This is a genomic window from Isoptericola chiayiensis, from assembly GCF_013149805.1.
In the GTDB taxonomy this organism is placed as follows: domain Bacteria; phylum Actinomycetota; class Actinomycetes; order Actinomycetales; family Cellulomonadaceae; genus Isoptericola; species Isoptericola chiayiensis.
The window spans coordinates 215,552-242,228 of record NZ_JABEZT010000003.1; the positions used below are offsets into that span (position 1 = coordinate 215,552).

The 26,677-nt window shown below is 71.2% G+C and carries 23 protein-coding genes; 13 read left to right on the plus strand and 10 right to left on the minus strand.

Going from position 1 to position 26,677, the window contains the following annotated elements; genetic code table 11:
- Window positions 1-11: 11 nt before the first annotated feature.
- On the minus strand, window positions 12-575 hold the full coding sequence (locus tag HDG68_RS07280) for a type 1 glutamine amidotransferase domain-containing protein (RefSeq protein ID WP_172150688.1): 564 nt from the start codon (window positions 573-575) through the stop codon (window positions 12-14).
- Window positions 576-753: 178 nt separating this feature from the next.
- Here HDG68_RS07280 and HDG68_RS07285 point away from each other — a divergent pair, with 178 nt between their 5' ends.
- Window positions 754-1,062, plus strand: a complete 309-nt coding sequence (locus HDG68_RS07285) for a DUF5808 domain-containing protein (RefSeq protein ID WP_172150690.1) — start codon at window positions 754-756, stop codon at window positions 1,060-1,062.
- A gap of 39 nt (window positions 1,063-1,101) precedes the next feature.
- On the opposite strand, the gene HDG68_RS07290 is transcribed toward HDG68_RS07285, so the two are convergent.
- On the minus strand, window positions 1,102-1,725 hold the full coding sequence (locus HDG68_RS07290; RefSeq protein WP_172150692.1) for a vitamin K epoxide reductase family protein: 624 nt from the start codon (window positions 1,723-1,725) through the stop codon (window positions 1,102-1,104).
- A gap of 80 nt (window positions 1,726-1,805) precedes the next feature.
- Between HDG68_RS07290 and HDG68_RS07295 the strand changes: the two genes are divergently transcribed.
- From HDG68_RS07295 to HDG68_RS07315, 5 genes are all read left to right on the plus strand, one after another.
- Window positions 1,806-2,393: a sugar O-acetyltransferase gene (locus HDG68_RS07295; RefSeq protein ID WP_172150694.1), complete on the plus strand. Its 588-nt coding sequence runs from the start codon at window positions 1,806-1,808 to the stop codon at window positions 2,391-2,393.
- Window positions 2,390-2,989: a TetR/AcrR family transcriptional regulator gene (locus HDG68_RS07300; protein ID WP_172150696.1), complete on the plus strand. Its 600-nt coding sequence runs from the start codon at window positions 2,390-2,392 to the stop codon at window positions 2,987-2,989. Before HDG68_RS07295 ends, HDG68_RS07300 begins: the two co-directional genes overlap by 4 nt.
- Entirely contained in the window at window positions 2,986-4,251 is a 1,266-nt protein-coding gene (locus HDG68_RS07305; protein ID WP_172150698.1) for an MFS transporter, read from the plus strand. Before HDG68_RS07300 ends, HDG68_RS07305 begins: the two co-directional genes overlap by 4 nt.
- 353 nt (window positions 4,252-4,604) lie before the next feature.
- Complete coding sequence (locus HDG68_RS07310; protein WP_172150700.1) at window positions 4,605-5,105, plus strand: FBP domain-containing protein; 501 nt, start codon at window positions 4,605-4,607, stop codon at window positions 5,103-5,105.
- Between the two features lie 58 nt (window positions 5,106-5,163).
- Window positions 5,164-6,735, plus strand: a complete 1,572-nt coding sequence (locus HDG68_RS07315; protein ID WP_216648141.1) for an L-lactate permease — start codon at window positions 5,164-5,166, stop codon at window positions 6,733-6,735.
- Between the two features lie 6 nt (window positions 6,736-6,741).
- Here the strand turns inward: HDG68_RS07315 and HDG68_RS07320 are convergent, their stop codons facing one another.
- On the minus strand, window positions 6,742-7,374 hold the full coding sequence (locus tag HDG68_RS07320; RefSeq protein WP_172150703.1) for a cupin domain-containing protein: 633 nt from the start codon (window positions 7,372-7,374) through the stop codon (window positions 6,742-6,744).
- A 163-nt stretch (window positions 7,375-7,537) separates the two neighbouring features.
- Here HDG68_RS07320 and HDG68_RS07325 point away from each other — a divergent pair, with 163 nt between their 5' ends.
- Window positions 7,538-8,332, plus strand: coding sequence for a helix-turn-helix transcriptional regulator (locus tag HDG68_RS07325; protein ID WP_172150705.1), 795 nt, complete (start codon window positions 7,538-7,540; stop codon window positions 8,330-8,332).
- Window position 8,333: 1 nt separating this feature from the next.
- On the opposite strand, the gene HDG68_RS07330 is transcribed toward HDG68_RS07325, so the two are convergent.
- Window positions 8,334-9,944 carry an alpha-amylase family glycosyl hydrolase gene (locus HDG68_RS07330; protein ID WP_172150707.1) on the minus strand — a complete coding sequence of 537 codons (1,611 nt, stop codon included), beginning with the start codon at window positions 9,942-9,944 and terminating at the stop codon, window positions 8,334-8,336.
- 139 nt (window positions 9,945-10,083) lie between these two features.
- Window positions 10,084-11,124: a substrate-binding domain-containing protein gene (locus HDG68_RS07335; protein WP_172150709.1), complete on the minus strand. Its 1,041-nt coding sequence runs from the start codon at window positions 11,122-11,124 to the stop codon at window positions 10,084-10,086.
- Window positions 11,125-11,288: 164 nt separating this feature from the next.
- On the opposite strand from HDG68_RS07335, the gene HDG68_RS07340 reads away from it, so the two are divergent.
- The 6 genes from HDG68_RS07340 (at window position 11,289) to HDG68_RS07365 (ending at window position 20,511) form a co-directional block, all read left to right on the plus strand.
- Complete coding sequence (locus HDG68_RS07340) at window positions 11,289-12,539, plus strand: amino acid ABC transporter substrate-binding protein (protein WP_172150710.1); 1,251 nt, start codon at window positions 11,289-11,291, stop codon at window positions 12,537-12,539.
- Between the two features lie 4 nt (window positions 12,540-12,543).
- Window positions 12,544-13,428 (plus strand): ABC transporter permease subunit, encoded by an 885-nt coding sequence (locus tag HDG68_RS07345; protein WP_172150711.1) that lies wholly within the window; start codon window positions 12,544-12,546, stop codon window positions 13,426-13,428.
- 103 nt (window positions 13,429-13,531) lie between these two features.
- Window positions 13,532-14,620, plus strand: coding sequence for a branched-chain amino acid ABC transporter permease (locus HDG68_RS07350; protein ID WP_172150712.1), 1,089 nt, complete (start codon window positions 13,532-13,534; stop codon window positions 14,618-14,620).
- A complete protein-coding gene (locus HDG68_RS07355) occupies window positions 14,617-15,372 on the plus strand; it encodes an ABC transporter ATP-binding protein (protein WP_172150713.1) in 756 nt (251 codons plus the stop codon). The genes HDG68_RS07350 and HDG68_RS07355 overlap by 4 nt, the downstream gene beginning before the upstream one ends.
- Window positions 15,365-16,132 carry an ABC transporter ATP-binding protein gene (locus tag HDG68_RS07360; protein WP_343037474.1) on the plus strand — a complete coding sequence of 256 codons (768 nt, stop codon included), beginning with the start codon at window positions 15,365-15,367 and terminating at the stop codon, window positions 16,130-16,132. Before HDG68_RS07355 ends, HDG68_RS07360 begins: the two co-directional genes overlap by 8 nt.
- A gap of 281 nt (window positions 16,133-16,413) precedes the next feature.
- The gene (locus HDG68_RS07365; RefSeq protein WP_343037475.1) at window positions 16,414-20,511 is read left to right on the plus strand and encodes a PQQ-dependent sugar dehydrogenase; all 4,098 of its coding nucleotides are present in this window, start codon (window positions 16,414-16,416) and stop codon (window positions 20,509-20,511) included.
- 63 nt (window positions 20,512-20,574) lie between these two features.
- On the opposite strand, the gene HDG68_RS07370 is transcribed toward HDG68_RS07365, so the two are convergent.
- From HDG68_RS07370 to HDG68_RS07390, 5 genes are all read right to left on the minus strand, one after another.
- On the minus strand, window positions 20,575-22,182 hold the full coding sequence (locus HDG68_RS07370; protein WP_172150715.1) for a glucoamylase family protein: 1,608 nt from the start codon (window positions 22,180-22,182) through the stop codon (window positions 20,575-20,577).
- Window positions 22,183-22,264: 82 nt separating this feature from the next.
- Entirely contained in the window at window positions 22,265-23,455 is a 1,191-nt protein-coding gene (locus tag HDG68_RS07375) for a family 1 glycosylhydrolase (protein WP_172150716.1), read from the minus strand.
- A gap of 10 nt (window positions 23,456-23,465) precedes the next feature.
- The gene (locus HDG68_RS07380) at window positions 23,466-24,383 is read right to left on the minus strand and encodes a carbohydrate ABC transporter permease (protein ID WP_425483753.1); all 918 of its coding nucleotides are present in this window, start codon (window positions 24,381-24,383) and stop codon (window positions 23,466-23,468) included.
- Between the two features lie 22 nt (window positions 24,384-24,405).
- The gene (locus HDG68_RS07385; protein ID WP_216648194.1) at window positions 24,406-25,347 is read right to left on the minus strand and encodes a carbohydrate ABC transporter permease; all 942 of its coding nucleotides are present in this window, start codon (window positions 25,345-25,347) and stop codon (window positions 24,406-24,408) included.
- 9 nt (window positions 25,348-25,356) lie between these two features.
- Window positions 25,357-26,643 (minus strand): sugar ABC transporter substrate-binding protein, encoded by a 1,287-nt coding sequence (locus HDG68_RS07390; protein ID WP_343037476.1) that lies wholly within the window; start codon window positions 26,641-26,643, stop codon window positions 25,357-25,359.
- Window positions 26,644-26,677: the final 34 nt, after the last annotated feature.

The window sequence follows — 26,677 nt, forward strand, 5'->3', positions numbered from 1 at the left end:
GTGGCCTCCTCTCAGGAGACGAGCGCGTCGTCGACGGCGCCCAGGAAGTCGTCGAGGTCCTTCGGCGTCCGCGACGTGATGAGGGTGCGGTCCTGCGCGGTGCACACGACGACGGACTCGTCGCGCCACTCGGCCGCGCCGGCGTTGAGGATGTCGGTGCGCAGGGACGGGTACGAGGTGAGGGTCTTGCCCTCGACCACGCCGGCCTCGACGAGCGCCCAGGGACCGTGGCAGATCGCGGCGATCGGGCGCCCGGAGCCGGCGAACGTCCGCACGAGCCGCGTGGTGGCCTCCTCGAGCCGCAGGGTGTCGGCGTTGAGGGTGCCGCCGGGGATCAGCAGCAGGTCGAAGCCCTCGGCCTCGACGTCGTCGAGGGACACGTCGGCGGGCACGGTCTGACCGGGGTCCTTGTCGCCGACGAGTGTGGCGACGTCCTGCGCACCGGGGGAGGCGACGGTCACGACGGCGCCGTGCTCGCGCAGGTGCTCGAGCGGGACCACGAGCTCGTCCTGCTCCACGCCGTAGCTCGTCACGATCGCCAGGACGGTCCGTCCGGTGAGGTCGTGGGTAGCCATGGGGGTCTCCTTCCCTCGGGGTTCCCGGTCCGCGGTGTGCCGCGGCGGGGCTCGCCACCGTAGGCACGACGTTGCCCGGGGCGCATGTCGGCGGGTCTCGGCGCAGGTCGTCGGCCCGCTGTGGACCGTCGCGGCCGGGCGCGGCAGGATGGTGGTACGACGACGAGCGGAGGCACACATGAGCAAGTCCGTCAGCACCGCCAAGGCCGGCGCGAAGCGCGGCCCGAGCCTGCTCAAGATGGTGATGTTCGCGCTCGTCGTCGCGGCCGTCACCAAGGAGCTCCAGAAGGACCCCGAGGACCGGGAGTGGCACGGGACGGTCGCCGGGTTCGTGCCCTACGAGTTCCGCGTCCCCACGCTCGAGCGCTTCAAGGAGCGCGTGTGGGACCCGGACGGCGAGCACCTCCTCAGCCCGCACGTGTGGGGCGTGGGCTGGACGGTCAACGTCGGCCGCGTCGTCTCCCTCGTCCGGGGCCTCGGCAGCTGACCGAGCCCGGCGGAGGGCTGACCGGGGCCCGCGGCCGGCTCAGCCGACCAGTGCGGCCCCGTACTTCCACACGACGGCGGCCACCAGCAGGATCAGCCAGGCCGCGGTGAGGTAGACGTCGGCGTCGATGCGCACCATCGCCACCGCGCGGCGCTGCAGGCCGCGCGGCAGGTAGAGGTTGTCCTCCATGACGTTCCAGTGCAGCAGCGAGACCCAGACCACCGTGGTGGACAGGGTGATGAGCAGGCACCACGGGCACAGCGCGTTGATCACCAGGTAGGACTGGGCGAACAGCCAGTACGCGAACAGCAGCCCGATCGTGTAGACGCCCTGGGCGGCGGCCATGAACCAGCGGGGGAACGTCACCCCGCCGAGGCTCGCCACGGCGAGCGTGATGACCACGGGTTCGGCGATGAGCCCGAGGAACGCGTTGGGGAACCCGAGGAGCTGGGCCTGCCAGGACAGGGCGACGGTGCCGCACGAGATCACGGCGTTGATGTCGCAGGCCAGGTCGGTGCCGGCGTCGGCGGCGAGGACGACGGCGTCGATCGACAGCACGAGCGACGCGGTGAGGCTGATCAGCGCCGAGACGAGCATGCTGCCGAACACCCAGCCACGGGTGTGCCGACGCCCGGGCAGATACGTCGACTCGCGCGCGTCCATGGACGCCAGCCTACGACCGGCGCCGTGCCGGGCCGGGCGCGCTGTGGACGACCGTACGCATCGAGCGTACGATCGTACGCATGAGCGTCGAGAACACGGCCGAGGACACCCGGACCCAGCGCGAGCGCATGCTCGCCGGCGACCTCTACGTCGCCGACCCCGAGATCGCGCAGGACGTGCAGCGGGCCCATCGGCTCGCCGACGCCTACGCCCGGGCCGTCCTCGACGACCCCGCCGGCGCCCGCGCCGTCCTGGCCGAGCTGGTCGGCCACCTCGGCGAGGGGGCCGAGGTGCGGCCCCCGCTGTACGTCGACCTCGGCAGCCGCATCAGCCTCGGTGCCCGCACGTTCGTCAACTTCGGTCTGACCGCCCTCGACGTCGCCCCGATCACCATCGGCGAGGACTGCCTCATCGGCCCGCACGTCCAGCTCCTCACCCCCACCCACCCCGTCGACCCGGAGCCCCGCCGCGCCAAGCTCGAGGCCGCCCGGCCCATCACCCTGGGCGACAACGTCTGGCTCGGCGGCGGGGTCGTCGTCTGCCCCGGCGTCACCATCGGCGACAACACCGTGGTCGGCGCGGGATCCGTCGTCACGCGCGACCTGCCGGCGAACGTCGTGGCCGTCGGCAACCCGGCACGGGTCGTGCGCGAGGACATCGACCGATGAGCGCCGCTCACCCGCCGCCGGCCGGCCGCCCCGACCCGGCGCCGTCGTCCCGCCGTCGTCGGCACGACCCCGACCGGCGCGACCGCATCGTCGCCACCTGCCTCGACGTGCTGGCCGAGCACGGCGTCGCCGGGACGTCGCACCGCCGTGTCGCCGCCGCCGCCGACGTCCCGCTGGGGTCCATGACCTACCACTTCGACGGGATGGACGACCTGCTGGGGGCGGCGTTCGGACGGTTCGCCGAGGAGGCGGCCGCCGCGTTCGAACGACGCATGACGGCGGCCCGCGACCTCGACGAGGCCCGTGCGGCCGTGGTCGCGCTCATCACCGAGGACGTCTTCGCGACCCGCCGCGACCTGGTGCTCACCCACGAGCTCTACACCCTCGCGGCCCGCGAACCCGCGTTCCGCACCCTGACCAACGCGTGGATGCGTCGCAGCCGCCGTGCGCTCGAACGGCACTTCGACCCCACCACCACACGCCTGGTCGACGCCTTCGTCGAGGGGATCACCATCCACCGCGCCCTGGACACCGAACCGGCCGACGACGCCGACGTGCGCGAGGCCGTCGCGCGGCTGACGGCGGGAGCCGCATGAGCGACGTGCCCACCACGCCCCACCCGGCGCCGGCCGCCCGCCGGGCGCGCGCCGCGGTGTCCGCGCTGTTCCTGACCAACGGCGCCCTGTTCGCGAACCTGGTGCCCCGGTACCCGGAGATCAAGGCGTCCCTGGAGCTCAGCAACACGGCGTACGGGCTGGCCGTCATCGCGTTCCCCGCCGGGGCGATCGCCTCCGGTCTCGCCGCCGGCGCCCTCGTGCGGCGGATCGGCTCGGCGCGCACCGCCGTGTTCGGCACGGTGCTGACCGCGCTCGGCGTGCTGGGGGCCGGCCTCGCCCCGAGCCTGGGCCTGTTCGTCCTGGCGCTGCTGCTCGGCGGGGCGATGGACGCGCTGACCGACGTCGGGCAGAACGCCCACGGGCTGCGCGTGCAGCGCCGCTACGGCCGCTCCATCTTCAACGCGTTCCACGCCCTGTGGTCGATGGGGGCCGTGGTCGGCGGCGCGATGGCGGCCGCCGCGATCGCCCTGGACGTCCCCCTCGGCATCCACCTGGCGGTGTCCGGGGCGCTGTTCGTGACGGTGGCGCTGGTCGCCCTGCGCTTCTGCCTGCCGGGGCTCGACGGCGAGGCGCGCGCGGCGGACGTCGCCGCCTCCGGCGTGCACGACGGCGGGACGGTCGAGGGCGGCCGGCCCGACGGCGGCGCGCCCGGGCCGGCGCGCGCGGGCTCCCGGATCCTGTGGCTGCTGGTGGCGCTCGTCGTGGTGGCGATCTCCGGGGCCGTCGTCGAGGAGGCGACCGGGTCGTGGGCCGCCGTGTACCTCGCGGACGCCCTCGACGCCCCGGGCGCGGTCGCCGCGACGGCGTTCATCGCGTTCATGGCCGCGCAGTTCGTGGGTCGGGTGACCGGTGACCGGGTCGTGGACCGGTTCGGGCAGCGGGCCGTGGCCCGGTCCGGCGGGGTGCTCGTCGCCCTCGCGACCGGCGTCATGCTGGCGTTCCCGTCGCTGCCGGGCACGGTGGTCGGGTTCGCCGTCGCCGGGTTCGGCGTCGCGACCGTCATCCCCGCGGCGATGCACGCCGCCGACGAGCTGCCCGGTCTGCGGGCGGGTACCGGGCTGACGGTCGTCACGTGGCTGATGCGGCTCGGGTTCCTGCTCACCCCGCCGGTCGTGGGGGTGATCGCCGACGCCACGCAGCTGCGGGTGGGGCTGCTGGTGCTGCCGCTGGCAGGGATCGCGATCGTGCTCGCGGGGGCCGCGCTGCAGGGGCGGCGCGCGGTGCGCCTCCCTGACGCCTGAGCGTGCAAATTCAACAGCAGGTGTTAAATCTGCGCGGTCACGACCCGGTGATCCATCGCGGCAGGCGTACCCTGGACGGGTGCCCGCGCCGGATCGCGGGCCTGGCAGCGGAAGCGAAGGACGAGGAGCGCACGGATGGCGAGCATCCGCCGGGAGAGCGGGGTGGCCCACGCGGCCTGCTCAGCGCCCGCGCGCCCCGGTCCCGCCCACCGCTGAACCACCGGTGGAGCGGGCCGGTCCGCCCTGCCCACCCACCGCCGTCGTCCCGCGACCCCGCACCGCGCCGCCCTGACCGGGCCCGCGTGCGTGCCGCCGTCGTGCCGTCGGTGCCGCACCACCGGAGAACGAACCTGATGAACCCCCTGACCGAGAAGCAGATCCGCGCGTCCTTCGTGAACGCCTCCAAGCGCGAGGCCGCCCAGGCCACGCTGCCCGACCTGGCCGCAACCGACTGGGAACGCCTCGACTACCTGGGCTGGCACGACCGCAAGGCGCCCCTGGCCGCCTACGTCGTCCTCGAGATCGACGGCGTGCCCGTCGGCGTCCGCCTGCGGGCCGCCGACGCCAAGTCCGGCCGCGGCCGCCACGGCCTGTGCGCCTGGTGCGAGGACGTGATCGACGACGCCGAGGTGTCGCTCTACGTGGCGCGCCGCGGCGGCGCGTCCGGCAAGAACGGCAACTCCATCGGCACGCTCGTGTGCACCGACTTCGGCTGCTCGCGCAACGTGCGCCGGGCACCCGCACCCTTCGAGGTGGTCGACCCGGCCGAGCGCGAGGAGTTCGTCCGACGCCGGACCGCGGCGCTGCGCGAACGCTCCGCCCGGTTCGTGGCCGAGGTGCGCAGCACCCGCTGATCCGGCACGCTGGAGCCATGACCTGGGCCTCCACCCCGATCATCACTCCGGTCCCGCCGTGCTGACGCTCCTGGCGGCGCTGCCCATCGTCGCGATCCTCGTGCTGATGGTCGCGGTCAAGTGGTCCGCCGCCGCAGCGGGCGCGACCGCCGCCGTCGGCGCCATGGTGCTCGCCCTGACCGCGTTCGACTTCGGCGGGGCCGACTTCGCGTTCGGCCCCGTCGAGGGCGTCGTCGGGGTGCTCGCCCGTGCGGCCTGGGTGGCGCTCACCGTCATGCTGATCATCGGCCCGGCGCTCGGCATCCACCACCTGCAGCAGCGCACCGGCGCCACCAAGGCGCTCGAGGCCGGGCTCGCCCGGATCACCCCCGACCCGCGGGTCGCCGCCCTGCTCATCGTGTGGTTCTTCTGCCTGCTCATCGAGGGCGCGGCCGGGTTCGGCACGCCCGTGGCGCTCGCGGCCCCATTCCTCGTGGCCGCCGGGTTCAAGCCGGTCACCGCCGTCGTCGGCGCCATGCTCGGGCACGCCTCCGCCGTGCCGTTCGCCGCCGTCGGCACGCCGACCCTCGCCCAGCTCGCCATCGTCGACTACCCCCCGCGCGAGCTCTCCTGGGCCGTCGCGCCCTACATGGCGCTCGCCGGGCTGGTGCTCGCCTTCATGGTGGCCCGCCTCGTCGGCACCCTGCTGCCCACCGCCGGCCCGCCATGGGGGTGGATGGCCGTCGCCTACGTCGCGTTCTTCGTGCCCAACCTGCTCATCGCGCGGTTCGTGGGCCCCGAGCTGCCCTCGCTCGTCGGGTCGATCGGCGGTGCGATCGTGTTCGTCCTGGTCGTGCGCTCGGTCGTGCGACGGCGGTCCTTCGTCTCCCGGCCCGCCGCGGCCGGTGAGCAGCCGGCCGAGGCCGCGGCCGAGGAAGCCGTCACCGAGGCCGCCGACGCCGAGCGGGCACCGCAGATGTCCTTCCTCGCGGCCACCGCGCCCTACCTCGTCCTCGTGGTGCTCGTGCTGATCACCCGCCTGGTCGTGCCCGTCAAGGAGGCCGCCCAGTCGGTGGTGTGGGAGTGGGAGCTGTTCGGCCACTTCTCCGAGAGCATCGAGCCGCTCTACCACCCCGGGCTCCTGCTCGCCATGGCCTACCTCGCCGGCGCGCTCTGGCAGCGGGCCTCCCTGGCCGACGTCGGCACCGCGTTCCGCCGCGCCACCTGGCAGGTCGTGCCCGTGTTCGTCGCGCTCGTCGCCATGGTGACCGTCGCCTTCACCATGTCCGAAGCCGGCATGACCACCCAGCTCGCCGTCGCCGCCGCGAGCGCCGGCGCCCTGTGGCCCGTGCTGTCCCCGTTCGTCGGGGCGCTCGGCACGTTCATGACCGGGTCGGCCACGGCGTCGAACATCCTGTTCACCGAGTTCCAGGACCAGACGGCGCTCGCGGCCGACCTGGATCCGGTGCCGCTGCTGGGTGCGCAGGGTGCCGGGGCGGCGATCGGCAACGTCATCTGCCCGCACAACGTGGTCGCAGCGGCGGCGACCGTGGGCCTGGGCGGCCGGGAGGGCCAGGTGCTGCGGCAGGCCCTGCCGGTCGCCGCGGTGTGCCTGGTGCTCATCGGGGCGATGGCGTGGGTGATCGTCTGACGGCGGTCACCGCATGCTGAACCAGCCCGGCACCGGGCCGACGATGCGTGGCTTGCGCGGTCCGTGGTCGTCACGGGCGCGGGCGTTGCAGTAGTCCGGCGGGTCGGTGACGGGGATCGTGACCGGGCCGCCGTCGGGCACGCCGTAGAACGTGGCCATCAGCAAGGTGGGTGCGTCGCCGGGGTTCCACGCGGTGTGGACCTCGTCGCCCGGGTCCACGAACGCCTCGCTGCTGGTGTAGTCGCGTTCGACGCAGTCGGAAGCCTGCTGGTAGACGAGGTCGCCGTCGACGACGGAGACCACGACGGGTCCGGGGTGGGTGTGCCACGGGAAGCGTGCGCCGGGCTGCACGGTGAGTCGTGCGACGACGATCGTCCCGGCGTCCTTCAGGCGGATCTGGTCGCGGCGCTCGCCGGAGAGCTTGCGGCGGATCGTCACGCCGACGTCGTCGGGGAAGTCGGCGTGCCCGGAGAGCACCTCGACGCCGATCGGGGGCGGGGCGTCCTCGACCTGGGGCACGAGGTCCGACCACGGTTCCGCCGCGGCGGGGGCGGCGGTCGTGGCCACGAGGAGCGCGGCGAGGAGCGTCGCCGGACGACGGCGGCGCAGCGGGGTGGTGCGGGGTCCGGCGGTGGTCATGGCATCTCCCTGGGGCGGGGCCGGCCGGGTGCCGGCCCGTTGGTCCCAGCCTTCGGCGGCGGGTGCCGACGGCCCATACGACATCCGTCGTATCCCGGCCGGCCGCGCGCGCGAGCGGTCCCGCCGCGGCCTACCGTGGTGGCGGGCGGACCCGGGAGGCCCGATGACGCACATCGACCCCACGACGGACGACTACGCGGTGCTGCGCGACATCCTCGATCTGGCCGATCCGCGGCGGCATCCGCCGTCGGTCGACGTGGTGGGCGAGATCCTGCGGCACCTCGAGGCGTTGCTGCGGTCCGATGGCGTGGCCTTTCACGCGATGGACGTACGCGACTTCTCCCTCCAGCACGCGCAGGAGTCGTTCATGGGTGAGCTCTACGTGGCCGGGCCGGAGGAGCTGGGCCCACCGGACGTCGAGGCCGACGGGTGCCAGGTGCTCCTCGACCACTGGTGGACCTCGACGTGCAGCCTCATCGAGCGCACGGCGGCGCCCGTGGCGACGAGCATCCGGGAGCACTACAGCGAGCGGCGCTGGGCGCAGCACCCGGTGCGCCGGGACTACCTGCCGTACGACGACGAGATCATCCTCGGCTACCCGGACGGCCCGGGCAGGTCCCTGCGCCTATTGATGGGGCGTGAGGGCGGCCCGGTCTTCTCCAACCGCGAGCTGACGATCTGCCGGCTCCTGCTGCCCTGGCTGCGCGGCGTGCTGGCCGCCGTCGTCGTCCCGACCCCGCCGCCGGACGGCTGCCTGACCGAGCGGCAGGTGGAGATCCTGCGCCTGGTCGAGCTGGGCATGTCCAACGCGGAGATCGGCGCGGCGCTGACGATCTCGCCCACGACCGTGCGTACCCACCTGGAGCACGCGTTCGAGCGCCTCGGTGTGACCACACGGATGGCAGCGGTCGCCGCGGCGTTCGGGGGAGTCCCGGCGCGCGAGGTCGCGCCGGCGTGAGCTACCGCGGGTCCAGGTCGAGCACGGCGTAGCCGAAGCCGTCGAGGTGGACCGCCTCCCCGTCGACCCGCAGCCCGCGGGTCAGCACCGGCCGGGCACCGGCGGCGCCGGGCAGCACCGTCTCGACCGGGGCCCGTCCGGGATTGAGGACGACGGCGAGGGTGCCGCCGCGCAGGTAGGCCATCGGGTAGCCGGTGACCAGCACCTCGACGGGCGAGCCGACGTCGAGCCGCCGGTCCCGGTGGCGCAGCGCGATCAGCGTGCGGACGAGGTGGAGCAGGGAGCCGGGGTCGTCGACCTGGTCGGCCACGGTGGGACGGCCCGGGTCGGGGTCCAGGGGCAGGTACGACGACGTCGCGGGTGTCCCCGGCCCGAAGCCGGCGGCGGGCAGGTCGCCCCACTGCATCGGGGTGCGTGACCCGGCGCGGTCGTAGGTGGGCCCGAGCCGCGAGCCCTCCGTGGTCGGGGCGTCCGGCACGTACCGCATCCCGATCTCGTCGCCGTAGTACACCGACGGCAGGGCGGGCCAGGTCATCACCAGCACGTGGGCTGCCCGCGCCTGCTCGGCGTCGCGCGGGCCGGCGACGAGCCGCGTGAAGTCGTGGTTCGACGTCGGCAGCCCCACGACGCCGCCCCGCCCGGCGGCGTCGATCGCGGCGGTCGCTGCCGACCACTCCCGGACGAACGTGGCCGCGTCGCCGCGCGCCTCGGCGTCGGCCCACGCGGGCACGTCACCCCAGGTGGGCTGGGTGGTGCCGGTTCCGTTGTTCCACAGCGAGCGCAGCGGCAGGCCGTCGTCGTCCCCGCCGAACTGCAGCAGGAAGTCGGCGTGGAAGCCGGCCGGCACGGCGACCTTCGGGTCGCCCCACTCGCTGATCAGGACCCGGCCGGGGTAGGTGCTGTTCAGCCAGGAGCGCATCTCCTGCCACAGCCGCCGGGTCTCGACGAGCCCGGGGTCGTCCTTGACGAGGGAGGCGGCCATGTCGACACGGAACCCGGCGACGCCGCGGTCGAACCAGAACGCCATGATCTCGCGCAGCGCGGCCCGGTTGGCCCGCGGGCCGGGTGCGTCCACCGGCTGTCGCCAGGGCTCGGCCGGGTCGAGGCGGGCGTACCCGTAGTTGAGCGCGGGCTGCACGGGGAAGAAGTTCGGCCGGTAGTACCCGCCGCGCCGGCCCGGACCGGGTTCGAAACCGTCGACGGGGGCGTCGCTCCACACGTACCGGTCGTCGTCCGGGTCGTCGATCGCGGCGCGGAACCAGGGGTGCTGGTTCGAGGTGTGGCCGGCGACGAGGTCGAGCAGGACCGCGATGCCGCGGCGAGCCGCCTCGGCGGTGAGGTGCTCCAGGTCGGCGTTGCTGCCGTACCGCGGTGCGATGCGCAGGAAGTCGGCCACGTCGTAGCCGGCGTCGGCGAACGGGGAGACGAAGCAGGGACTCAGCCAGATCGCGTCCACGCCGAGCCAGGCCAGGTAGTCCAGGCGGTCGGCGATGCCGCGCAGGTCGCCGATGCCGTCGCCGTCGGCGTCCGCGAAGCTCTGCGGGTAGATCTGGTAGAGCACCGTGCGGTCGAGGCGGTCCGCCAGGTCGGTCGTCGCAGGGGTGGTCGCCACGGCGCTGCTCCTTCGTCGGGGTGGCCCGCGACGTGTGCGGACCGGGGTGCGGCGTCCACGGTAGGCCACGTCACCGGTGACCCACGGTGCGCGGCATCGCCCGTACGCCGGCGCGTCCGCGGTGCTGCGGCCCAGGCAGCTAGCGTGGCGGCGCGGTCGAGTCGCGGACGACCAGCTCGTGGTCGGTCCGACGCCGGCGCGGGCGTTGCGCTCGCGGCAGCAACGCGAGCTCGAAGGCGGTCGACCCCATCGCTGACATCGGCAGCCGCGCTGTCGTGAGAGCGGGTGCGAGGTCCTGGGCGACCTGGATGTCGTCGAACCCCGTGACGGAGATGTCGCGGGGGACGGCCTGGCCCCGCCGACGCAGCGCTGACAGGACGCCGGTCGCCATGGCGTCGTTCAATGCGAGGATCGCCGTCGTCTCGGGCCGCGCGTCGAGCATTTCGAGGGTGGCTCGCTCTCCCCCTTCTCTGGTGAACGACGCATGGAGCACGGGGAGCGAGTCCGGATCCAGGCCGTGGCGGGACAGCGCGGTCCGGATTCCCTTCAGACGGTCGGCCACCGTACGGAGGTGCTCGGGGCCGGCCACGACGGCGAGGTGCCGGTGACCGAGGCGGATGAGGTGCGCGGCGACCTCGACCGCCGCCGCGCAGTTGTCCGGGAGCACGGCGTCGGCCCGCACCTGATGCTGCCCGATGACCACTGCGCGACCGCCGGACTCCTGGAACGCGTCGAGCTCGCGGGCGATCGCGGCCTCCATCGCCGGGTCGACATACCCCGACCCGGCGACGATGATCGCCCCCACCCGGGAGGCGCGCATGAGGCGGAGCTGTGCGGCTTCGGAGGCCGGGCGGCGTTCCGTATGGCTGATCTGCACACTCCAGCCGTGCTCGGCGGCGGTTCCGATGACTCCGCTCGCGATCTCCGAGAAGTAGGGGTCGCCGATCTCGAAGACGAGAAGACCTGCGACCGATGCTGCACCACCTGCCAACGAGCGCGCGTGCGGGTTCGCGACGTAGCCGATCGTCGCGGCGATGTCCCGCACGTGCGCGGCGACCTCTGCGGAGACGCCGTTCCGGCCGGCGAGCGCCCGAGACGCTGTGGCGAGGGAGACCCCGGCTTGTTCCGCGACGTCGACGAGGCGAGGCTGCGCTTTTCCAGAACGGCTCTTCGAGCCCACCCGTACCTCCCGCCCAGTGATGCGCGAACAGTCGACGACATCGTCGGAGTGTGACCCTTGCCACGTCAAGCGAGAGTACTGTACGCTGCTGAAAGCGCTTACCGGAAGCGCTTACGTTCGGCTCTCCCGCCGAACCTCACTACGACGATGTAGGGAGTCACCACATGTCCTTGGCGACCGCACCCCGAAACCGCAGGCGCAGAGGGCTCGCCGCCGGTGCCAGTCTGGCCGCAGCCGCACTCGTCCTGACCGCATGCTCCGACGACGGCGCCGGGAGCGACGAAGGGGCAGGGGAGGACGACCCGATCGTCATCGGCATCTCGCTGCCGCTCACCGGGGACTTCTCCGAACCTGGCAAGGGAGTGCAGCGCGGATACGAGGCGTGGGCCCAGTTCCTCAACGAGGACGGAGGGCTGCTCGGGCGCCAGGTCGAGCTCAAGATCCTCGACGACCAGTCCAACGCCGACCGAGTGGTCCAGGACTACGAGGCACTGATCGCACAGGACCAGGTCGACCTCGTCTTCGGACCATTCTCCACGCGCCTCGTCGTCCCCAGCGCCCGGGTCGCCGAAGAGTACGGCATGCTCTTCGTCGAGCCCGCCGGCGCGGCGGCAGAGGTGTTCGAGCAAGGATTCGAGAACCTCTTCTACGCGGCCCCCGCCGTCGCGGACGACCACTACAACTACCTCGCCGACTACATCCTCGCGATGCCCGACGGGGAACGACCCGAGACCGTCGCCGTCGCCTCGATGGACGACCCGTTCGCCCAGGGCACGGCCTACGGCCTGCGCGACAAGCTGGCGGACGGCGGCCTGGAGATCGTGGTCGACGAGGTCTACCCCCCGAACACGACCGACTTCGCCCCGATCGCCGCGAAGATCGACGACTCGGACGCTGACATGGTGATCGGCGGCACGCAGTACCAGGACGCCGTCAACCTCATCGTCTCGCTCCAGCAGCTCGACTACCAGCCGGAGATGGCTGCCTTCTCGACCGCACCGACCAACCCGGAGTTCGCATCGGCGATCGGCGACAAGACCGAGGGGATCCTCTCGCCCACGGGCTACACGGAGACCGCGAGCTATCCGTCGAACGTGGAGTTCGTCGAGCGGTACACCGAGCTGCACGGCAACCCCCCGGGGGAGGACGAGGCCAACGCCTACACCACCGGTCAGGTCGTAGCCGCCGCCGTCGAAGCGGTCGGGTGCGCCGAACAGGGCGAGTGCCAGCAGCAGCTCGTCGACTGGCTGCACTCCAACGAGGTCGACACCGTCGTCGGGCCGTTGAGCTGGGACGAGACCGGCAAGCCTCAGGGCGCCCACCTCATCCAGCAGTATGTCGACGGGGAGATCCAGATCGTCCTGCCCGAGGACGCCATGGAGGCCGAGCTCGTCTTCCCGAAGCCGGCGTGGTGAGTTCGTGACCGGCACCCTCCTCTTCCAGAGTCTCGTGCTGGGCGTGCTGCTGGGAGGGCTCTACGCCCTCCTGGCAGCGGGCCTCACCCTGTACTTCGGCGTGATGCGGGTCGTGATGATCGCGCACTCCGCGTTCCTCATCCTCGCGGCCTACCTGGCCTGGTACTTCCACGAGCAGACCGGTATCGACCCGCTCCTGTCGCTCGTCGTGACCGTGCCGCTGTTCTTCGCCGTGGGCGTCGGGATGCAGCGCCTGCTCATCACCCGGCTGCGCCCCGTGACGTTGACGATGATGTCAGTGCTCCTGACGTTCGCCGTCGCCCTCTTCATCGAAGGCATGATCGGCTTCGTCTGGAGCGGTACGCAGCGACGGATCCAGCTGCCGTACTCGGGGGACAGCATCGAGTTCTTCGGCGCGCAGATCGCCGTGGTCAAGCTGGTCGCCTTCGGACTGGCGGCGCTGTCGCTCGGACTGCTGTACCTGCTGCTCAAGCACAGCCGCTTCGGACAGGCGCTCCGTGCGACGATCCAGCACCGCGAGGCCGCGCAGCTCGTCGGGATCCGGACCGACCGTGTGGCCGGCTACGGCTTCGGGATCGGCCTGGCCACCGCGGCGATCGGCGGTACGGCCCTCTCCCTCGACGCGACGATCTACCCGTCGCTGCACTGGCACTGGATCGGGCCGCTCATGGCGATCATCGTCGTCGGTGGCCTCGGTTCGATCCCCGGTGCTGCACTCGCCGCCATGGTGCTCGGGATCGGACAGAGCCTGCTCCAGGTCCCCCTCGGCACCACCTGGGCACAGACCATCTTCTACGTCGCTTTGTTCGCGACGCTGATGCTGCGCCCCCAGGGATTCTTCGGAGGTCGCCTTGCCCAACGCTTCTGACACCCGGCCCGCAGCCACACCGCACGACGAGGTCGGTACGCCTTCCCGTGGACCCCGCGCCGCCGCGGTATCACCGCGCCCGTGGGGCAGGATCGCGCGGCTGATGGCACTGGTCGTCGGGGTTGCACTGGTCCTGTCCTTCCCGACGATCGCGCCCAACCCCTACATCCTGTCGGCGGGCATCGTCGTCCTCAGCTACGCCTGTACCGCCACGGCCTGGAACTTCATGGGAGGTTTCACCGGTTACGTCTCGCTCGGCCACGCGGCCTTCTTCGGGCTCGGGGCCTACGGCACCGGACTGCTGATCCGTGACGTCGGCCTGCCGAGCTTCGCCGCATGGCTGCTCGCCGGAGCTCTCGTGCTCCTGATCACCATTCCCGTGGGGATCGCGGCACTGCGGGTACGCGGCGCCTCGTTCGTCATCGTGTCCATCTCCTTCGTCCTCATCCTTCTCCTGGTCTTCCAGGGATGGGGCTCCTTCACCGGAGGGTCGGACGGGCTCGTCGTGCCGCGTCCGTTCCCGGACATGCTCCGACCTCAGCACCACGAGACGTTCTTCTATCTGTTCGCCGCGCTGCTCACGGTGATGCTCGTCGTGTGGTGGCTGATCGACCGGTCGCGCTTCGGCACCGGACTCAAGGCGGTGCGCGAGGACGAGGACAAGGCACAGGCGCTCGGCGTGCCGACCCGCAACTACAAGCTCGTCGCCTACGTCGTCTCGGCCACGTTCACCGGCCTCGCCGGGGGAATGTACGCGCTGTGGTTCGGCGACCTCGACCCCATCTTCCAGTTCTCGATCATGCTCGGTGCCTACATGGTGCTCATGGCACTGCTCGGCGGCGTCCGACACCTCTTCGGACCACTGCTCGGTGCGTTCATCGTCGGTACCGGTCTGGAGTACTTCAAGCTCGAGTTCGGCGACACCCAGTTCCACCTCGTGGCCGCGGCTCTCCTGCTCGGCGCCGTGGTGCTGTTCATGCCCGACGGCATCATCCCGGCAGTCACCGGCCTGGTCCGGCGCTTCGGACCTCAGGAGTCGTCCATCCGTGAGGTCACGGCAGCCGAGCTCCTCGAGCGCAACGGCGGGACCTCGCCGGTTCCGCAGCCCGGTGCGACGGCGGGGTCGGACGGTTCGCGCACCACATCCGAGGCGGCACCCCCCGACCCGAACGACGAGGAGGACCCGCGATGACCACCACCGCGCCCCCTGCCGCCCGCAGCCTCGAGACCGTCGGACTCACCAAGTCCTTCGGCGGGGTGCATGCCGTCCGAGACGCGACGGTGACGTTCCAGCCGGGCAAGATCAACGCCCTCATCGGTCCCAACGGTTCCGGCAAGACGACCTTCTTCAACTGCGTGACCGGCATGATCAAGCCGGACGCAGGATCGGTGACCTTCCACGGTGAGGACATCACGCGCCGACCACCGCACAGGATCGCGAGGGCGGGCATCGGCCGCAGCTTCCAGCTCTGTCGAGTCTTCCCGCGCATGACCGTCCTGGAGAACATGCTGGTGGCCGTCAGCAGGTCCCGGTTCCGTGAGCTGCTCAAGGGGGCGCACAACCCCGAGGAGATCGACAAGGCCCGAGCGTTGCTCGTCCGGGTCGGTATCGATCACCTGGAGAACACCGAGGCGCGGAACCTGTCCTACGGCCAGCAGAAGCTGCTCGAGCTCGCGGGAGTTCTCATGGGTGATCCGGACACGATCATGCTCGACGAACCCGCCGGTGGCGTGAACCCCGCGCTCATCGGCCGCATCGGCACTCTCGTGCAGGAGCTCAACGCCGAAGGGCGCACCTTCCTCGTAGTCGAGCACAACATGGACATGGTGATGAGCCTGTCCCACCACGTCATCGTGTTCGACCGCGGACGCCCCATCGCCGAGGGGACGCCCGACGTCGTCCAGTCCGACCCCCGAGTCCTGGAGGCCTACCTTGGTGTCTGACCAGCCCCCCGCCACCGGTACGGAGTACCTCCTCGAGCTGGACGACATCCAGGCCGGCTACGGACGCGCGGCCATGGTGCTGCGTGGACTGACGATCAAGGTCCCACCCTCGACCGTGGTCTGTCTCGTCGGGCCGAACGGTGCCGGCAAGTCCACGGTCCTCAAGGTCGCGAGCGGTCTGCTCAAGCCTCGGTCCGGACGCGTCCTCGTCGGCGGGCACGACGTGACCGGTCAAGGGCCCCAGGAGATGTTGTCCTCCGGGCTCGCCCACGTGCTGCAGGGCCACAGCGTCTTTCGTGAGATGACCGTGGCGGAGAACGTCCTGCTCGGCGCGTACACGCTGCGTGACAAGGAGAAGATCGCGAAACGGGTCGCGTTCGTCCAGGAGCTCTTCCCGATCGTCGGCGAACGCTGGAAGCAGCTTGCGGGGCTGCTGTCCGGCGGGCAGCAGAAGCAGGTGGAGTTCGCTCGCTCGCTCATGGTCAGCCCGCGAGTCGTCCTGCTGGACGAGCCGTCGATGGGCCTCGACCCCAAGACGACGGCGACGGTCTTCGAGCAGGTGGTTCGCATGCGGGACGCCGGCGTGGCGGTCCTGCTGGTGGAGCAGAACGCGCGCCGTGCGCTCGAGACGGCCGACATCGGATGCGTCCTCGATCTCGGCCGCGTCCACATCACGGGGCCCGCGCCCGAACTGCTCGCCGACCCACAGCTCTCCGAGCTGTATCTCGGTGGCCGACCCTCGGGAGCCGCCACCAGCTGACCGACGTCCGGCCACCGGACACACCCGGTCGGCACATCTCCCCACCGAGCCGCGAGCCTGCCGGCGCCCAGCGCGCCGGCAGGCCCGGTCGAGCACGTCCGCAGAGCTTCCGTCGGCACGTCGTGCCGCGTCCGACGGTCGGCAGGACCGCATTTCCGGCACAGACCTGATCGACAACGACGTTGAGAGGTACTCGGATGCACGTGCACAATCCACGACCGCCGGCCACGAGCCGACGGCACACCGTCAGCGGCGCCAGGAACTCGGGCCCCGCACGTACCGTGGCCGCGATCGCGGCCACCACCCTCGTCGGGACGCTCCTGACGAGCCTGCCGGCCGCCGCGGCCGAGGCAGAGTCGTTCACCGAGCTGCTCGACTTCGAGCAGTACGAGCGCACCTCGCTCGACGGTCAGGACGGATGGACGTCCTCGTCGGCGCAGGTGGTAGCGGACCCGCTCAACGCCAACAACCAGGTCCTCGAGCAGACCGGCGGAAGCCACAGCTCCTACCGTGAGATCCCGGCCATCGCGGACGGCGACACAGGCACCTTGTTCTTCCGCTTCTACCGGGACGGAAGCGTCGACACGTCGTTCGGCGTCACCGACGTCGACGAGCCGGCGGACTACCCGAACAGCCGTGCCTACGTCAACAACCAGAACTCCGACGTCATGCTCGTCCGCGACGGCGGGGCGTTCCGACCCGTAGGCGTCTGGGCGCGGGAGACGTGGCAGTGTGTCTGGGTCGTCGCCGACAACGCCGCGGACGAGGTGACGGTCTACAGCCAGGGCGGCCCGTACGAGGAGATCACCCGGTTGCCGGAGGGCGCCGAGCAGCAGTTCGACTTCCGTGAGTCCGTCGACGGCGACCTCGACCGGTTTTTCTGGATCAACGGTTCGAGCAGCAACGGTCGGCTCCTGCTCGACGACGTCGCGATCGACGCCGACAGCCAGAACCTCGACATCGCCACCGGCAACACCGGAGACTGTGCGGCGGGTGGGACCCAACCCGACGCGCCGCTCCTCAACCCGTTGCCCGACCCCTCCCGGTCCAACCTCGGTATCGAGGTGACCGAGCTCGCCCAGCTCCCGGAGTCGCAGACGACGCCGGCCACGGGCGACCAGCGGCTGGTGCGGCACAACCGCATCACGCACCTCGACGAGGTCCCTGACGGATCCGGCCGGCTCGCCGTGCCCGACATGAACGAGATCCTGTACCTCGTCGACGAGGACACCGGCGAGTACGTCGACTACCTGAACGTGCGAGACCAGTTCGTCGACAACTTCCACAACCACGCCGGTCTCGGCACGGGCCTCGGGTTCGTCGAGTTCCACCCCGAGTTCGCCGAGAACGGCCTCTTCTACACGGTGCACACCGAGTCCGGGAGTGCGCTGAGCGAGGACGCTCCCGACTTCCCGGCGTTCGGATCGACGAACTACCACAGCGTGATCACCGAGTGGACCGCGACGGACCCGGCCGCCGAGACCTTCGAGGGCACGAGCCGCGAGCTGATGCGCGTACCGTTCGCCGGTCGGGTGCACACGGTGCAGCAGATCGCCTTCAACCCGACGGTGGCCGAAGGGGACGCCGACTACGGCAACCTCTACGTCCTCGTGGGCGACGGCGGCAACGGCGTCGGCAACGGCAACCCGCAGGACGTGTCGACGCCGCAGGGCAAGATCCTGCGGATCGACCCGCTGGGGAGCGACAGCGCCAACGGGGAGTACGGGATCCCCACGGACAACCCGTTCCTCGACGACGCCTCCGCGCTGCCGGAGATCTATGCCGTCGGGATGCGCGACCCCCACCGGATCAGCTGGGACCCGGCAGGCGACCACACGATGTACCTCGGGCACATCGGTGAGTGGCAGGTCGAGTCGGTCTACGCCGTCGAGCCCGGCGACAACTTCGGCTGGTCGGAGCGCGAGGGGCCGTTCCGTGCCGAGAACCGACAGATCTACCCCCTGCCCGCCGACGACGCGCAGTACGGGTACACCTATCCCGTAGCCGCCTACGACCACAACCGTGATCCCGGCCAGACCGGGGACGCCGGCGTCGCGCTGAACGGCGGCTTCGTGTACCGCGGCGACATCCCGGAACTGCAGGGCCGCTACCTCTTCACCGACCTGGTCCGTGGATGGGTGCTCGCCACCGAGGCGGACGAGATGGTGCGCAACGACGGCGACGTCGAAGACCTGGCCACGATCGAGCACCTGCGCGTGTTCTCCGACGGGCAGGAGACGACGTTCGCCGACCTCGTGGGCGACCGCCGGGTCGACCTGCGCTTCGGGTCCGCCGACGGTGAGCTGTACCTCGTCGCCAAGGCGAACGGGAAGATCTGGAAGGTGACGGGCGCCCGGTACGCCGACGCGTCGTCACCGTTCGCGCTGCCGGAGCTCGCGCCGAACCTCGTGGCGCACTACGACTTCGACCACCCGGTCCAGGGCTCACCGACCCGGGAGTCGGACCAGGGCTGGTCCGGCACGGACATCGACCTCGTCAACGGCGGCGTCGAGATGCGGGTCGCGGACCGGGCCTATCCCGGTGCGGGCGAGGCGCTGCAGACGCAGCAGATGAGTCCGACGTCGTCGTCGAACGACGACTGGAAGGCGGGTGTGTACGATGCGGACGGTGTCGACACGCTGCGCGCCTTCGGGGGGACCGACGAGGCCGCCGTCATGGGCTGGTTCAAGCCCACGGGTGAGCACCCGGGCCTCAACAGCAACACCACGAACCCCGACGACCGCTACAACGCGATCGGGCTGGCCGGCGTGCTCACCGGCACATCGGAAGGGCACGCGGTGCGCGCCCTGCTCGAGGTGATCACCGTGGGTGGCGAGCTCAAGGTCGTGGCGCTCGGCCGCCGGGTCGACGGTGCTGCCTCCTGGGTCTACGCGGCCGACCTTCCCTGGCAGGACATCCTCCAGAAGGGCAGGTGGGTGCATCTGGCCGCGACGTTCGACTTCGCCGACCGCGAGATGAAGCTGTTCATGAACGGCGAGGAGCTCGACGGCTTCTACACCTCCCTGAACCCCTGGGGTTCCGGTCCCACGTCCGATGCCGCGCCGGCCGGGATCAAGATCGGCGGCAGCTACCCGCAGAACACCCGGGAGGCCAACCCGTTCAACGGCCGGATGGACGATCTCATGTTCCTCGACGTCGCCCCGACGGCGGAGCAGGTTGCTGCGCAGTACGCGCTGTTCGGTGCCTCCGACCCGGAGCCACCGGCGCCGCTGCCCTGCGCCCCGTCGGGACAGCAGACCACCGACGTCATGTCCGCCGAGGACTGGGCGCCGCGGACCCCCGCGAAGTGGGAGTTCCCCGGTGACCAGGTCGTGCTCGCGGAGCCGGGGACGAACCCGAACGACGGAATCCGCCGCCCGTTCGAGTACGCCGTCCTGACAGAGGGGCCGGAGCTCGGCTCGTTCGACCTGCAGGCCGAGGTCCGGCTCGACGCCCCGGCGTCGGTCAACAACCGCGACGTCATCGTCGTCTTCGGCTGGCAGTCGGACACCGAGTACTACTACGCCCACCTGTCGCAGGACAACACGATCTACGCCCACAACGGCATCTTCAAGGTGAACGATGCCGACCGGGAGCGGATCGACGATCAGTGGGACGGAACCGTCGGCGCGCCGCCGGCTGTCACGGACGAGGAGTGGCACGACGTCCGTGTCGTGCGGTGCGCCGACAGCGGTGACATCGCCGTGTACGTCGACGGCCTCGACACCCCGCTCCTGACCGCGAACGACTCCACGTTCGGTGAGGGTCGCGTCGGCTTCGGCTCCTTCGACAACACCGGTCGGCTGCGTGATCTCACGGTGACGAGCACGCCGCTCGACACGACGGCACCGACGGTGACCGTCAAGGAGGGCGCGAAGTTCACCACCGGCGTCGAGGGCGCCTACGGGCAGGTGTCGTTCAAGCTGTACGACGCGGGCAAGGTGGACCGGCTGACGCTGAACGGGGTGGAGAAGGATCTGACGGACAACGTCTGGTCCGACCTGAACTTCGTGCGGCCGGGTGCCTTCGGCGCGATGGCAGGTGAGAACACGCTGGTCGTCTACGACGTGGCGGGGAACGCCACCACGGTGGAGTTCTTCCTGGACGGAGTGGCGCCGAAGGTCACCGTGAAGTCCGGCGGGAGGTACACGTCCGGGTCGCACGGGTCGTACGCGAAGGTGTCGTTCAAGCTGTACGACGCGGGCAAGGTGGACCGGCTGACGCTGAACGGGGTGGAGAAGGATCTGACGGACAACGTCTGGTCCGACCTGAACTTCGTGCGGCGTGGGTCGTTCGGCGCGGTGGCAGGTGACAACACCCTGGTCGTCTACGACGTCGCGGGGAACGCCACCACGGTCGAGTTCGAGCTCAAGGGCTGAGTGACCGCGGCGAGACAGCCAGGGGCCCTGGTCGGTCGACCAGGGCCCCTGGCCGTCACGCGATCACTTCCCGAGCGACGGACCCCGGCCGGAGGAGCCGAACTCCTCCATCTCCATGAGCGGCCGCAGCGAGTCCTCGACGGCGCCGTCGGAGACGTAGCCGCGCACGGAGTCGTGGTCGAGCGCGTTGCCGAGCGCGGCCATGATCATGCCCTGGTCGAGGGCGAGGTAGCGCTCGGAGACCTGACCGCTGCGCACTGCGACGGCGTCGTAGAAGCCGCCGGGGCCGTAGGCGTCGAAGTCGCGGGCGATCCTGCGCAGGTTCTTGACCGCCTCCTGCGGCGCGTACCGCAGCGCGAGGAAGGAGGCGTGCGGGGTGACGACGCCGTCGCCGTACTCCGTGGGCGCCTCGGAGCCCTCGCGGCAGCCCTCGTACGGCTGGTCCACCGAGGTGCGCTCCTGGTCGGAGGTGTATCCCGGACCGTCCATGCCGAGCTGGTCGACGCCGTACTCGCGGTAGCCGCCCGCCGGGTCGTTCGACGGCGAGAAGCCCCAGTACCCGTAGTCGGCCTCCTTCAGACCGTGCTCGATCTGGCCCTGGACGTACAGCGGGTGGTTGACGGCCCAGGAGTCGGGGCCCCACTCCTCCTCGGGGACGAACAGCGGCACCATCAGCGCCTCGAACATGCTGCCGCCCCAGGTCGGCACGATGTCCATGCCGCGGTAGGGGAGCGTCCCCTCGAAGACGTCGACACCGAGGTAGCTCCTCCACTCCCCGGAGGCGTCCGTCTCCGTCCACGACCAGTCGCAGGTCGGCTCGAACGTGCGCACCGGACCGAAGTAGTGCTCGGCCGGGATCTGCCCCTCGGCGATCCCCAGGTAGGACGCGATGCGCGGCTCGGTGTTGAACGCGCCGTAGTGGTGGCCGGTGTACCAGACGTCGCTGCCCATGCTGCAGTAGTCGTCGGCGGGCAGGTTCGGGTCGTCCTGGTCGGTGTCCCAGAAGCCGCCGCGGATCTGGTTGACCTCCGGGTCGTAGAAGCAGCCGAAGTCCATCTGCTCGCGCACGGCGTCCGCCTCGTCGGCCAGCGACGGCTCGGCGTTCGCGGCCAGCAGCAGACCGGTGGCCAGCCAGCCGTTGTCCACGCTGGACAGGAACGGCTCGACCGGGTCGTCCTCGCCCAGCGCGTCGAGCTTGGCGCCCGTGGCCGGGTCGTACCAGTTGTAGAACATGCCGCTCGGCTCGTGCTTCTCGAGCCCGGCCACCGACTCCAGCGTGGTGGCCATGCGGTCGCGGGCCTCGGCGTCGTCGATCAGCCCGGTGTCCCGGGCGACGACGGTGCTCCACAGGTAGGCGCCGATGTTCGTCGGCGAGGTGTACCCGCCGCGGCTCTCGGGGCTCAGGTCGCCGCCGATGTTGTCGTCGGGCAGGCCGGTCTCGTCGACCACGAGGGCCTCGAACGAGGTCCACGTGTCCTGCGTCCACCGCTCCAGCAGCCGCTGGCGCTTGCCCCGGTCCTTGCCGCGGTCGTCGTCGCCGCGGTCGTGCGCGGCCCGTTCGGCGGCGGCCGGTCCGGCGGTGCTCGTCGCGCTCGCCGGGATCGTGGCGCTCGCGGCGAGCGCCATGCCGGCGGCCGCGAGCGCGGCCACGGTGGTCCGTCGTCTGGTCATGGGTCGTCTCCTCAACTCCGTCGTCGTGCGAAACGTCCGGGTGCCGCCACGGTCGGTGGCGGCACCCTCTCCCGGTCTCCGGTCAGGAGGCCGGGAGGCTTCCGGTCCGTGCTACCCGTCCGAGCCAGGCGAGGCTCGGCTTGGGGGTGCGCACGAACGTGCTCCGGTCGACGGCGATCAGCCCGAAGGTCGGGCGGAAGCCGGACATCCACTCGTAGTTGTCGAGCAGCGACCAGTGCAGGTATCCCTCGACACGGCAGCCGGCGTCCATGGCGCGGGCCATCCCGGCCAGGGCGTCGCGGGTGTAGTCGATGCGGCGCGCGTCGTCGGCGGTGGCCATGCCGTTCTCGGTGACGAGCATGGGCACGCCGCCGGTGATGCGGTGGGAGTACTCGAGGGCCTCGCCGAGCGCCTGGGGGTAGTACTCCCAGCCGGTCAGGGTCTTCTCGACGTCGTCGCCGAAGGGGACGGGTTCGCCGTCGGTCCCGATGATGGTGCGCAGGTAGCTCTGCACGCCGACGAAGTCGTCGTCGCGCGCCACCTCGAGGAAGAAGTCCTCGCGGGGCCAGGCGTAGGCGTCGCGGGCCTCGTCGGCGCCGGGCGCGGCCTGGAAGACCTGGTTGGCGATCGACCAGCCGGCGCGCACGTGCCCGAGCGACCGCATGATCTCCACGGCGCGGCGGTGCGCCTTGGCCTGCACCTCGGAGGCCTCCTGGTCGGGTGCGGCCAGGCCGGCGGCGTCGAGGTTGGTGCGGCGGCTCGCGCCCAGCATCATCGAGGTGATGTTGGGTTCGTTGATGGTGACGACCTGGTGGACGTCGTCGAGGATCGTCGCGACGGTCTCGACGTAGCGGGTGTAGGTGTCGACGGCGTCGGGGGCGAGCCAACCGCCCCGCTCGGCGAACCAGCGCGGCAGCGTGAAGTGCAGCAGCGTGACGATCGGGGTGACGCCGGCGGCGAGGCAGGTGTCGATCATGCGGCGGTAGTGGTCGAGCTGGGCGCGGGAGAACTCGCCCTCGGCGGGCTCGATGCGCGCCCACTCCACGGAGAAGCGGTAGGCGTTGAGCCCGGCGTCGGCCAGCAGGCGGACGTCCTCGCCGTAGCGGTGGTAGCTGTCGACGGCGTCGCCGGAGCTTTCGGCGCACAGGGTGCCGGGCTGGTGCTCCTTGGCCCACCAGTCGCTGTTGACGTTGCCGCCCTCGATCTGGTGCGCCGCCGTCGAGGCGCCCCACAGGAAGTCGGGTGCGGCGGGCAGCGTGATCGTGTCGGTCACGGGGTGCTCCTTACTTGATGCCGGTGGTGGCGATGCCCTGGATGATGCGGCGCTGCAGCACGAGGAAGACGACGAGGATCGGCGTTACGATGACGGTCGCGCCGGCGAGCAGCAGGCCGTACTGCACGGTGTTCTGGCCGGTGGAGTACAGGGCGAGGGCGACGGGCAGGGTGTACATGTCGGCCGACTGCACGGCCACGAGCGGCCACAGGAAGTTGTTCCAGGAGCCGAGGAAGGTCAGGATCCCGAGCGTGGCCAGCGCGGGGCCGGTCTGGGGCAGCACGATGCGGAAGAACGTGCGGAACTCCCCGGCGCCGTCGACCCGCGCGGCGTCCAGCAGCTCGTCGGGGATGTCGAGCATGAACTGCCGCATGAGGAACACGCCGAACGGTGCGGCGAGGAACGGCAGGATGAGTGCGGCGTAGGTGTTGACCAGGTCGAGGTTCGCGACCAGCACGAACAGCGGCACGAACGTGATGGTGCCGGGCACCATCAGCGTGGCCATGATCAGCAGGAACAGCGCCCTGCGGCCGGGGAAGTCGATCTTGGCCAGGGCGTAGCCGACCATCGCGCTGAACAGCACCGCCCCGACGGTGACGGCCAGCGCCACGACCACGGAGTTGAAGAAGAACTGCGGGAAGTTCAGGCGGTCGAACAGCTGGGTGTAGTTCTCCAGCGTGACGTCCTGGGGGATCAGGGTGGGCGGGAACTGGCGGATCTCGCTCTCGGGTTTCACCGAGGACAGGACCATCCAGACGAGCGGGCCGAGCGAGGCGACGAGCCCGACGAGCAGGGCGCCGTTGAGCAGGAGCGCGCGGGGGGTGAACAGACGACGGCGGTCGCCGCGGGTGCGCTGCCCGGACTCGGTCGCGGTGTCGGTGCCCGGTGCGGCGCTGGTCGTCGCCGGGGGCAGGGGTGTGGTGGTCACGGGTGCTCCTCTCGCTGCCCGGTCAGTTCTTGGGCCGCAGCAGGCGGAACTGGAGGAAGGACAGGATCGCGATGGCCACGAACAGCAGGTAGCTCATCGCTGCGGACAGGCCGTAGTCGCCGAACCCGAACTGGTTGTAGATCTCGTAGGCCACCGAGTTCGTGGCGCCGAGCGGGCCGCCCTGGGTCATGACGAACGGCTCCTCGAAGAACTGCAGGTAGGCGATGCCGGTCATGACGGCGCAGAACAGCAGCGTGGGGCGCAGCAGCGGCACGGTCACGGAGCGGAAGGTGCGCACCGCACCGGCGCCGTCGAGCGACGCCGCCTCGTACAGGTCCTTGGGGATGCCCTGCAGGCCGGCGAGCAGGATGACCATCGAGAAGCCGACGTTGCGCCAGACGGCGAGCATGATCAGCGACGGCATCGCCCAGGTCGGGTCGGTGAGCCAGTCCGGGCCGTCGATGCCGACCAGCCCGAGCGCGGAGTTGATGAGCCCGAAGTCGGGCTGCAGCAGGAAGCGCCAGACGACGGCGACCGCGACGATCGAGGTCACCACCGGGGCGTAGAACCCGACGCGGAACACCGAGCGGAACCAGGTGAGCCCGGAGTTCAGCAGTGCGGCGAGCAGCAGCGCGATGCCGAGGGTGAGGGGCATCGCCACGCCGACGAAGTACACGGTGTTGCCGGCGGCCTGCTGGAACTGCGGGTCGGTGACGGCCGCGACGAAGTTGTCGAGTCCGATGAAGTTCACCGCCAGCGGGGACCGCAGGTCGGCGCCGCGCATGTCGGTGAACGCCATGTACAGCGAGGCGCCCACCGGGAGGATCATGAACACGGCGAACAGGACGGTGAACGGCAGGGCGAAGCCCCAGGCCGCGTACCCGCGGCGGCGTCGTCGGGCGCTCTCCGGGCGGCAGCCCCGCGTCGCGGGGCCGCCGGGGGCCGGCGGCGCGTCGGTGCGCAGGGCCACGGCTCAGCCCAGCCCGTCGCCGATGGAGGTGGCGGCGTCCTGCATCTGCTGGGCGGCCTCCTCGGGCTCGAGCTGGCCGTTGACCACCTGCTCGATCACGAGGTTCAGCTCGTGCTCGATCTCGGACCAGGTGGGCAGCGCGGGCGTGGAACGGGCGGTCTCGAGCGCCTCGCCGTAGACCGCGAGCGACTCGTCCCCGGCCAGGGCCTCGTCGTCCCAGGAGGCCTGGACGGCGGGCAGGTCGTTCGAGATCTCGAACCAGTCCACCTGGACCTCGGGGTCGGTGGCGAACTCGACGAACTTCCACGCGGCGTCGGGGTTGGCGGCCTCGGCGGTCACGGCGAGGTTGGAGCCACCGATGAACGAGGCAGCCTGCTCGTCCGGGGGCAGCGCGGTGACGGCGAACTTGTCGGCGAAGTCGTCGCCGGCGGTCGTGAGCAGGTTCGACCGCTCCCACGGACCGGAGACGAACGCACCGAGCTCCCCGTCGATGAAGTCCTGGACCTTCTCGTCCTCGACGAGGGTCTGCGGGGCCAGTCCGTCGGCCATGAAGGAGGAGTAGAAGTCGAGCGCCTCGACCTGGGCGTCGTCGGCGAGCGTGAACTCGCCGGCGTCGTCGACGATCTCGCCGCCGGCCTGCCAGTAGAACGGGAAGTACATCAGCGCGGTGCCGTCGCCGTTGGTCTGCAGGGCGATGCCGTGCTCGGCGCCGGCGTCCTGCATGCCGGCGGCGAACTCCTTGAGCTCGTCCCAGGTCTGCGGCTCGTCGACGCCGGCCTGCTCGGCGAGGTCGGTCCGGTAGTACAGCACCCGCGTCTCGACGTACCAGGGGACGCCGTAGGACGTGCCGTCGACGACGGTGGTGTCCCAGGCGCCGGGGAAGAAGGCCTCGGAGTCGATGCTGTCGGGCGTCTCGGCCAGCCCGCCGAGCTCGACGAACCCGCTCATGAGGGTGGTGCCGGCCTGCAGGACGTCCGGGACCTCGCCCGTGGCCATCGCGGTGTTGATCTTCTGGACGGCGGACTCCCAGGGCACGGGCGTCACCTCGACGGTCACGTCGGGGTTGTCGGCCTCGAACTGCTCGGCCAGCTCGGGCAGCAGCTCGCCCTCGGTCCCCATGGCCCAGACCTCGACGGTGCCGGTGGCGGGGCCCTCGGACACCTGGGTCCCGGCGTCGTCGGTGCCGCCCGAGCCGGCGTCGCCGTCGTCGCGCCCGCAGGCCGTCAGGGCCACGGTCAGGACGAGCGTCGATGCTGTCGCCGCGGCGGCGCGGCGCGAGGTGATGATCACGGTCACTCCCTTGTAGATCCGTCGAAATTTCGAA

Coding starts and splice junctions, on each gene's coding strand:
- HDG68_RS07280 (WP_172150688.1), bottom strand. CDS start 575: ATGGCTACCCACGACCTCACCGGACGGACCGTCCTGGCGATCGTGACG.
- HDG68_RS07285 (WP_172150690.1), top strand. CDS start 754: ATGAGCAAGTCCGTCAGCACCGCCAAGGCCGGCGCGAAGCGCGGCCCG.
- HDG68_RS07290 (WP_172150692.1), bottom strand. CDS start 1,725: ATGGACGCGCGCGAGTCGACGTATCTGCCCGGGCGTCGGCACACCCGT.
- HDG68_RS07295 (WP_172150694.1), top strand. CDS start 1,806: ATGAGCGTCGAGAACACGGCCGAGGACACCCGGACCCAGCGCGAGCGC.
- HDG68_RS07300 (WP_172150696.1), top strand. CDS start 2,390: ATGAGCGCCGCTCACCCGCCGCCGGCCGGCCGCCCCGACCCGGCGCCG.
- HDG68_RS07305 (WP_172150698.1), top strand. CDS start 2,986: ATGAGCGACGTGCCCACCACGCCCCACCCGGCGCCGGCCGCCCGCCGG.
- HDG68_RS07310 (WP_172150700.1), top strand. CDS start 4,605: ATGAACCCCCTGACCGAGAAGCAGATCCGCGCGTCCTTCGTGAACGCC.
- HDG68_RS07320 (WP_172150703.1), bottom strand. CDS start 7,374: ATGACCACCGCCGGACCCCGCACCACCCCGCTGCGCCGCCGTCGTCCG.
- HDG68_RS07325 (WP_172150705.1), top strand. CDS start 7,538: ATGACGCACATCGACCCCACGACGGACGACTACGCGGTGCTGCGCGAC.
- HDG68_RS07340 (WP_172150710.1), top strand. CDS start 11,289: ATGTCCTTGGCGACCGCACCCCGAAACCGCAGGCGCAGAGGGCTCGCC.
- HDG68_RS07350 (WP_172150712.1), top strand. CDS start 13,532: ATGGCACTGGTCGTCGGGGTTGCACTGGTCCTGTCCTTCCCGACGATC.
- HDG68_RS07355 (WP_172150713.1), top strand. CDS start 14,617: ATGACCACCACCGCGCCCCCTGCCGCCCGCAGCCTCGAGACCGTCGGA.
- HDG68_RS07370 (WP_172150715.1), bottom strand. CDS start 22,182: ATGACCAGACGACGGACCACCGTGGCCGCGCTCGCGGCCGCCGGCATG.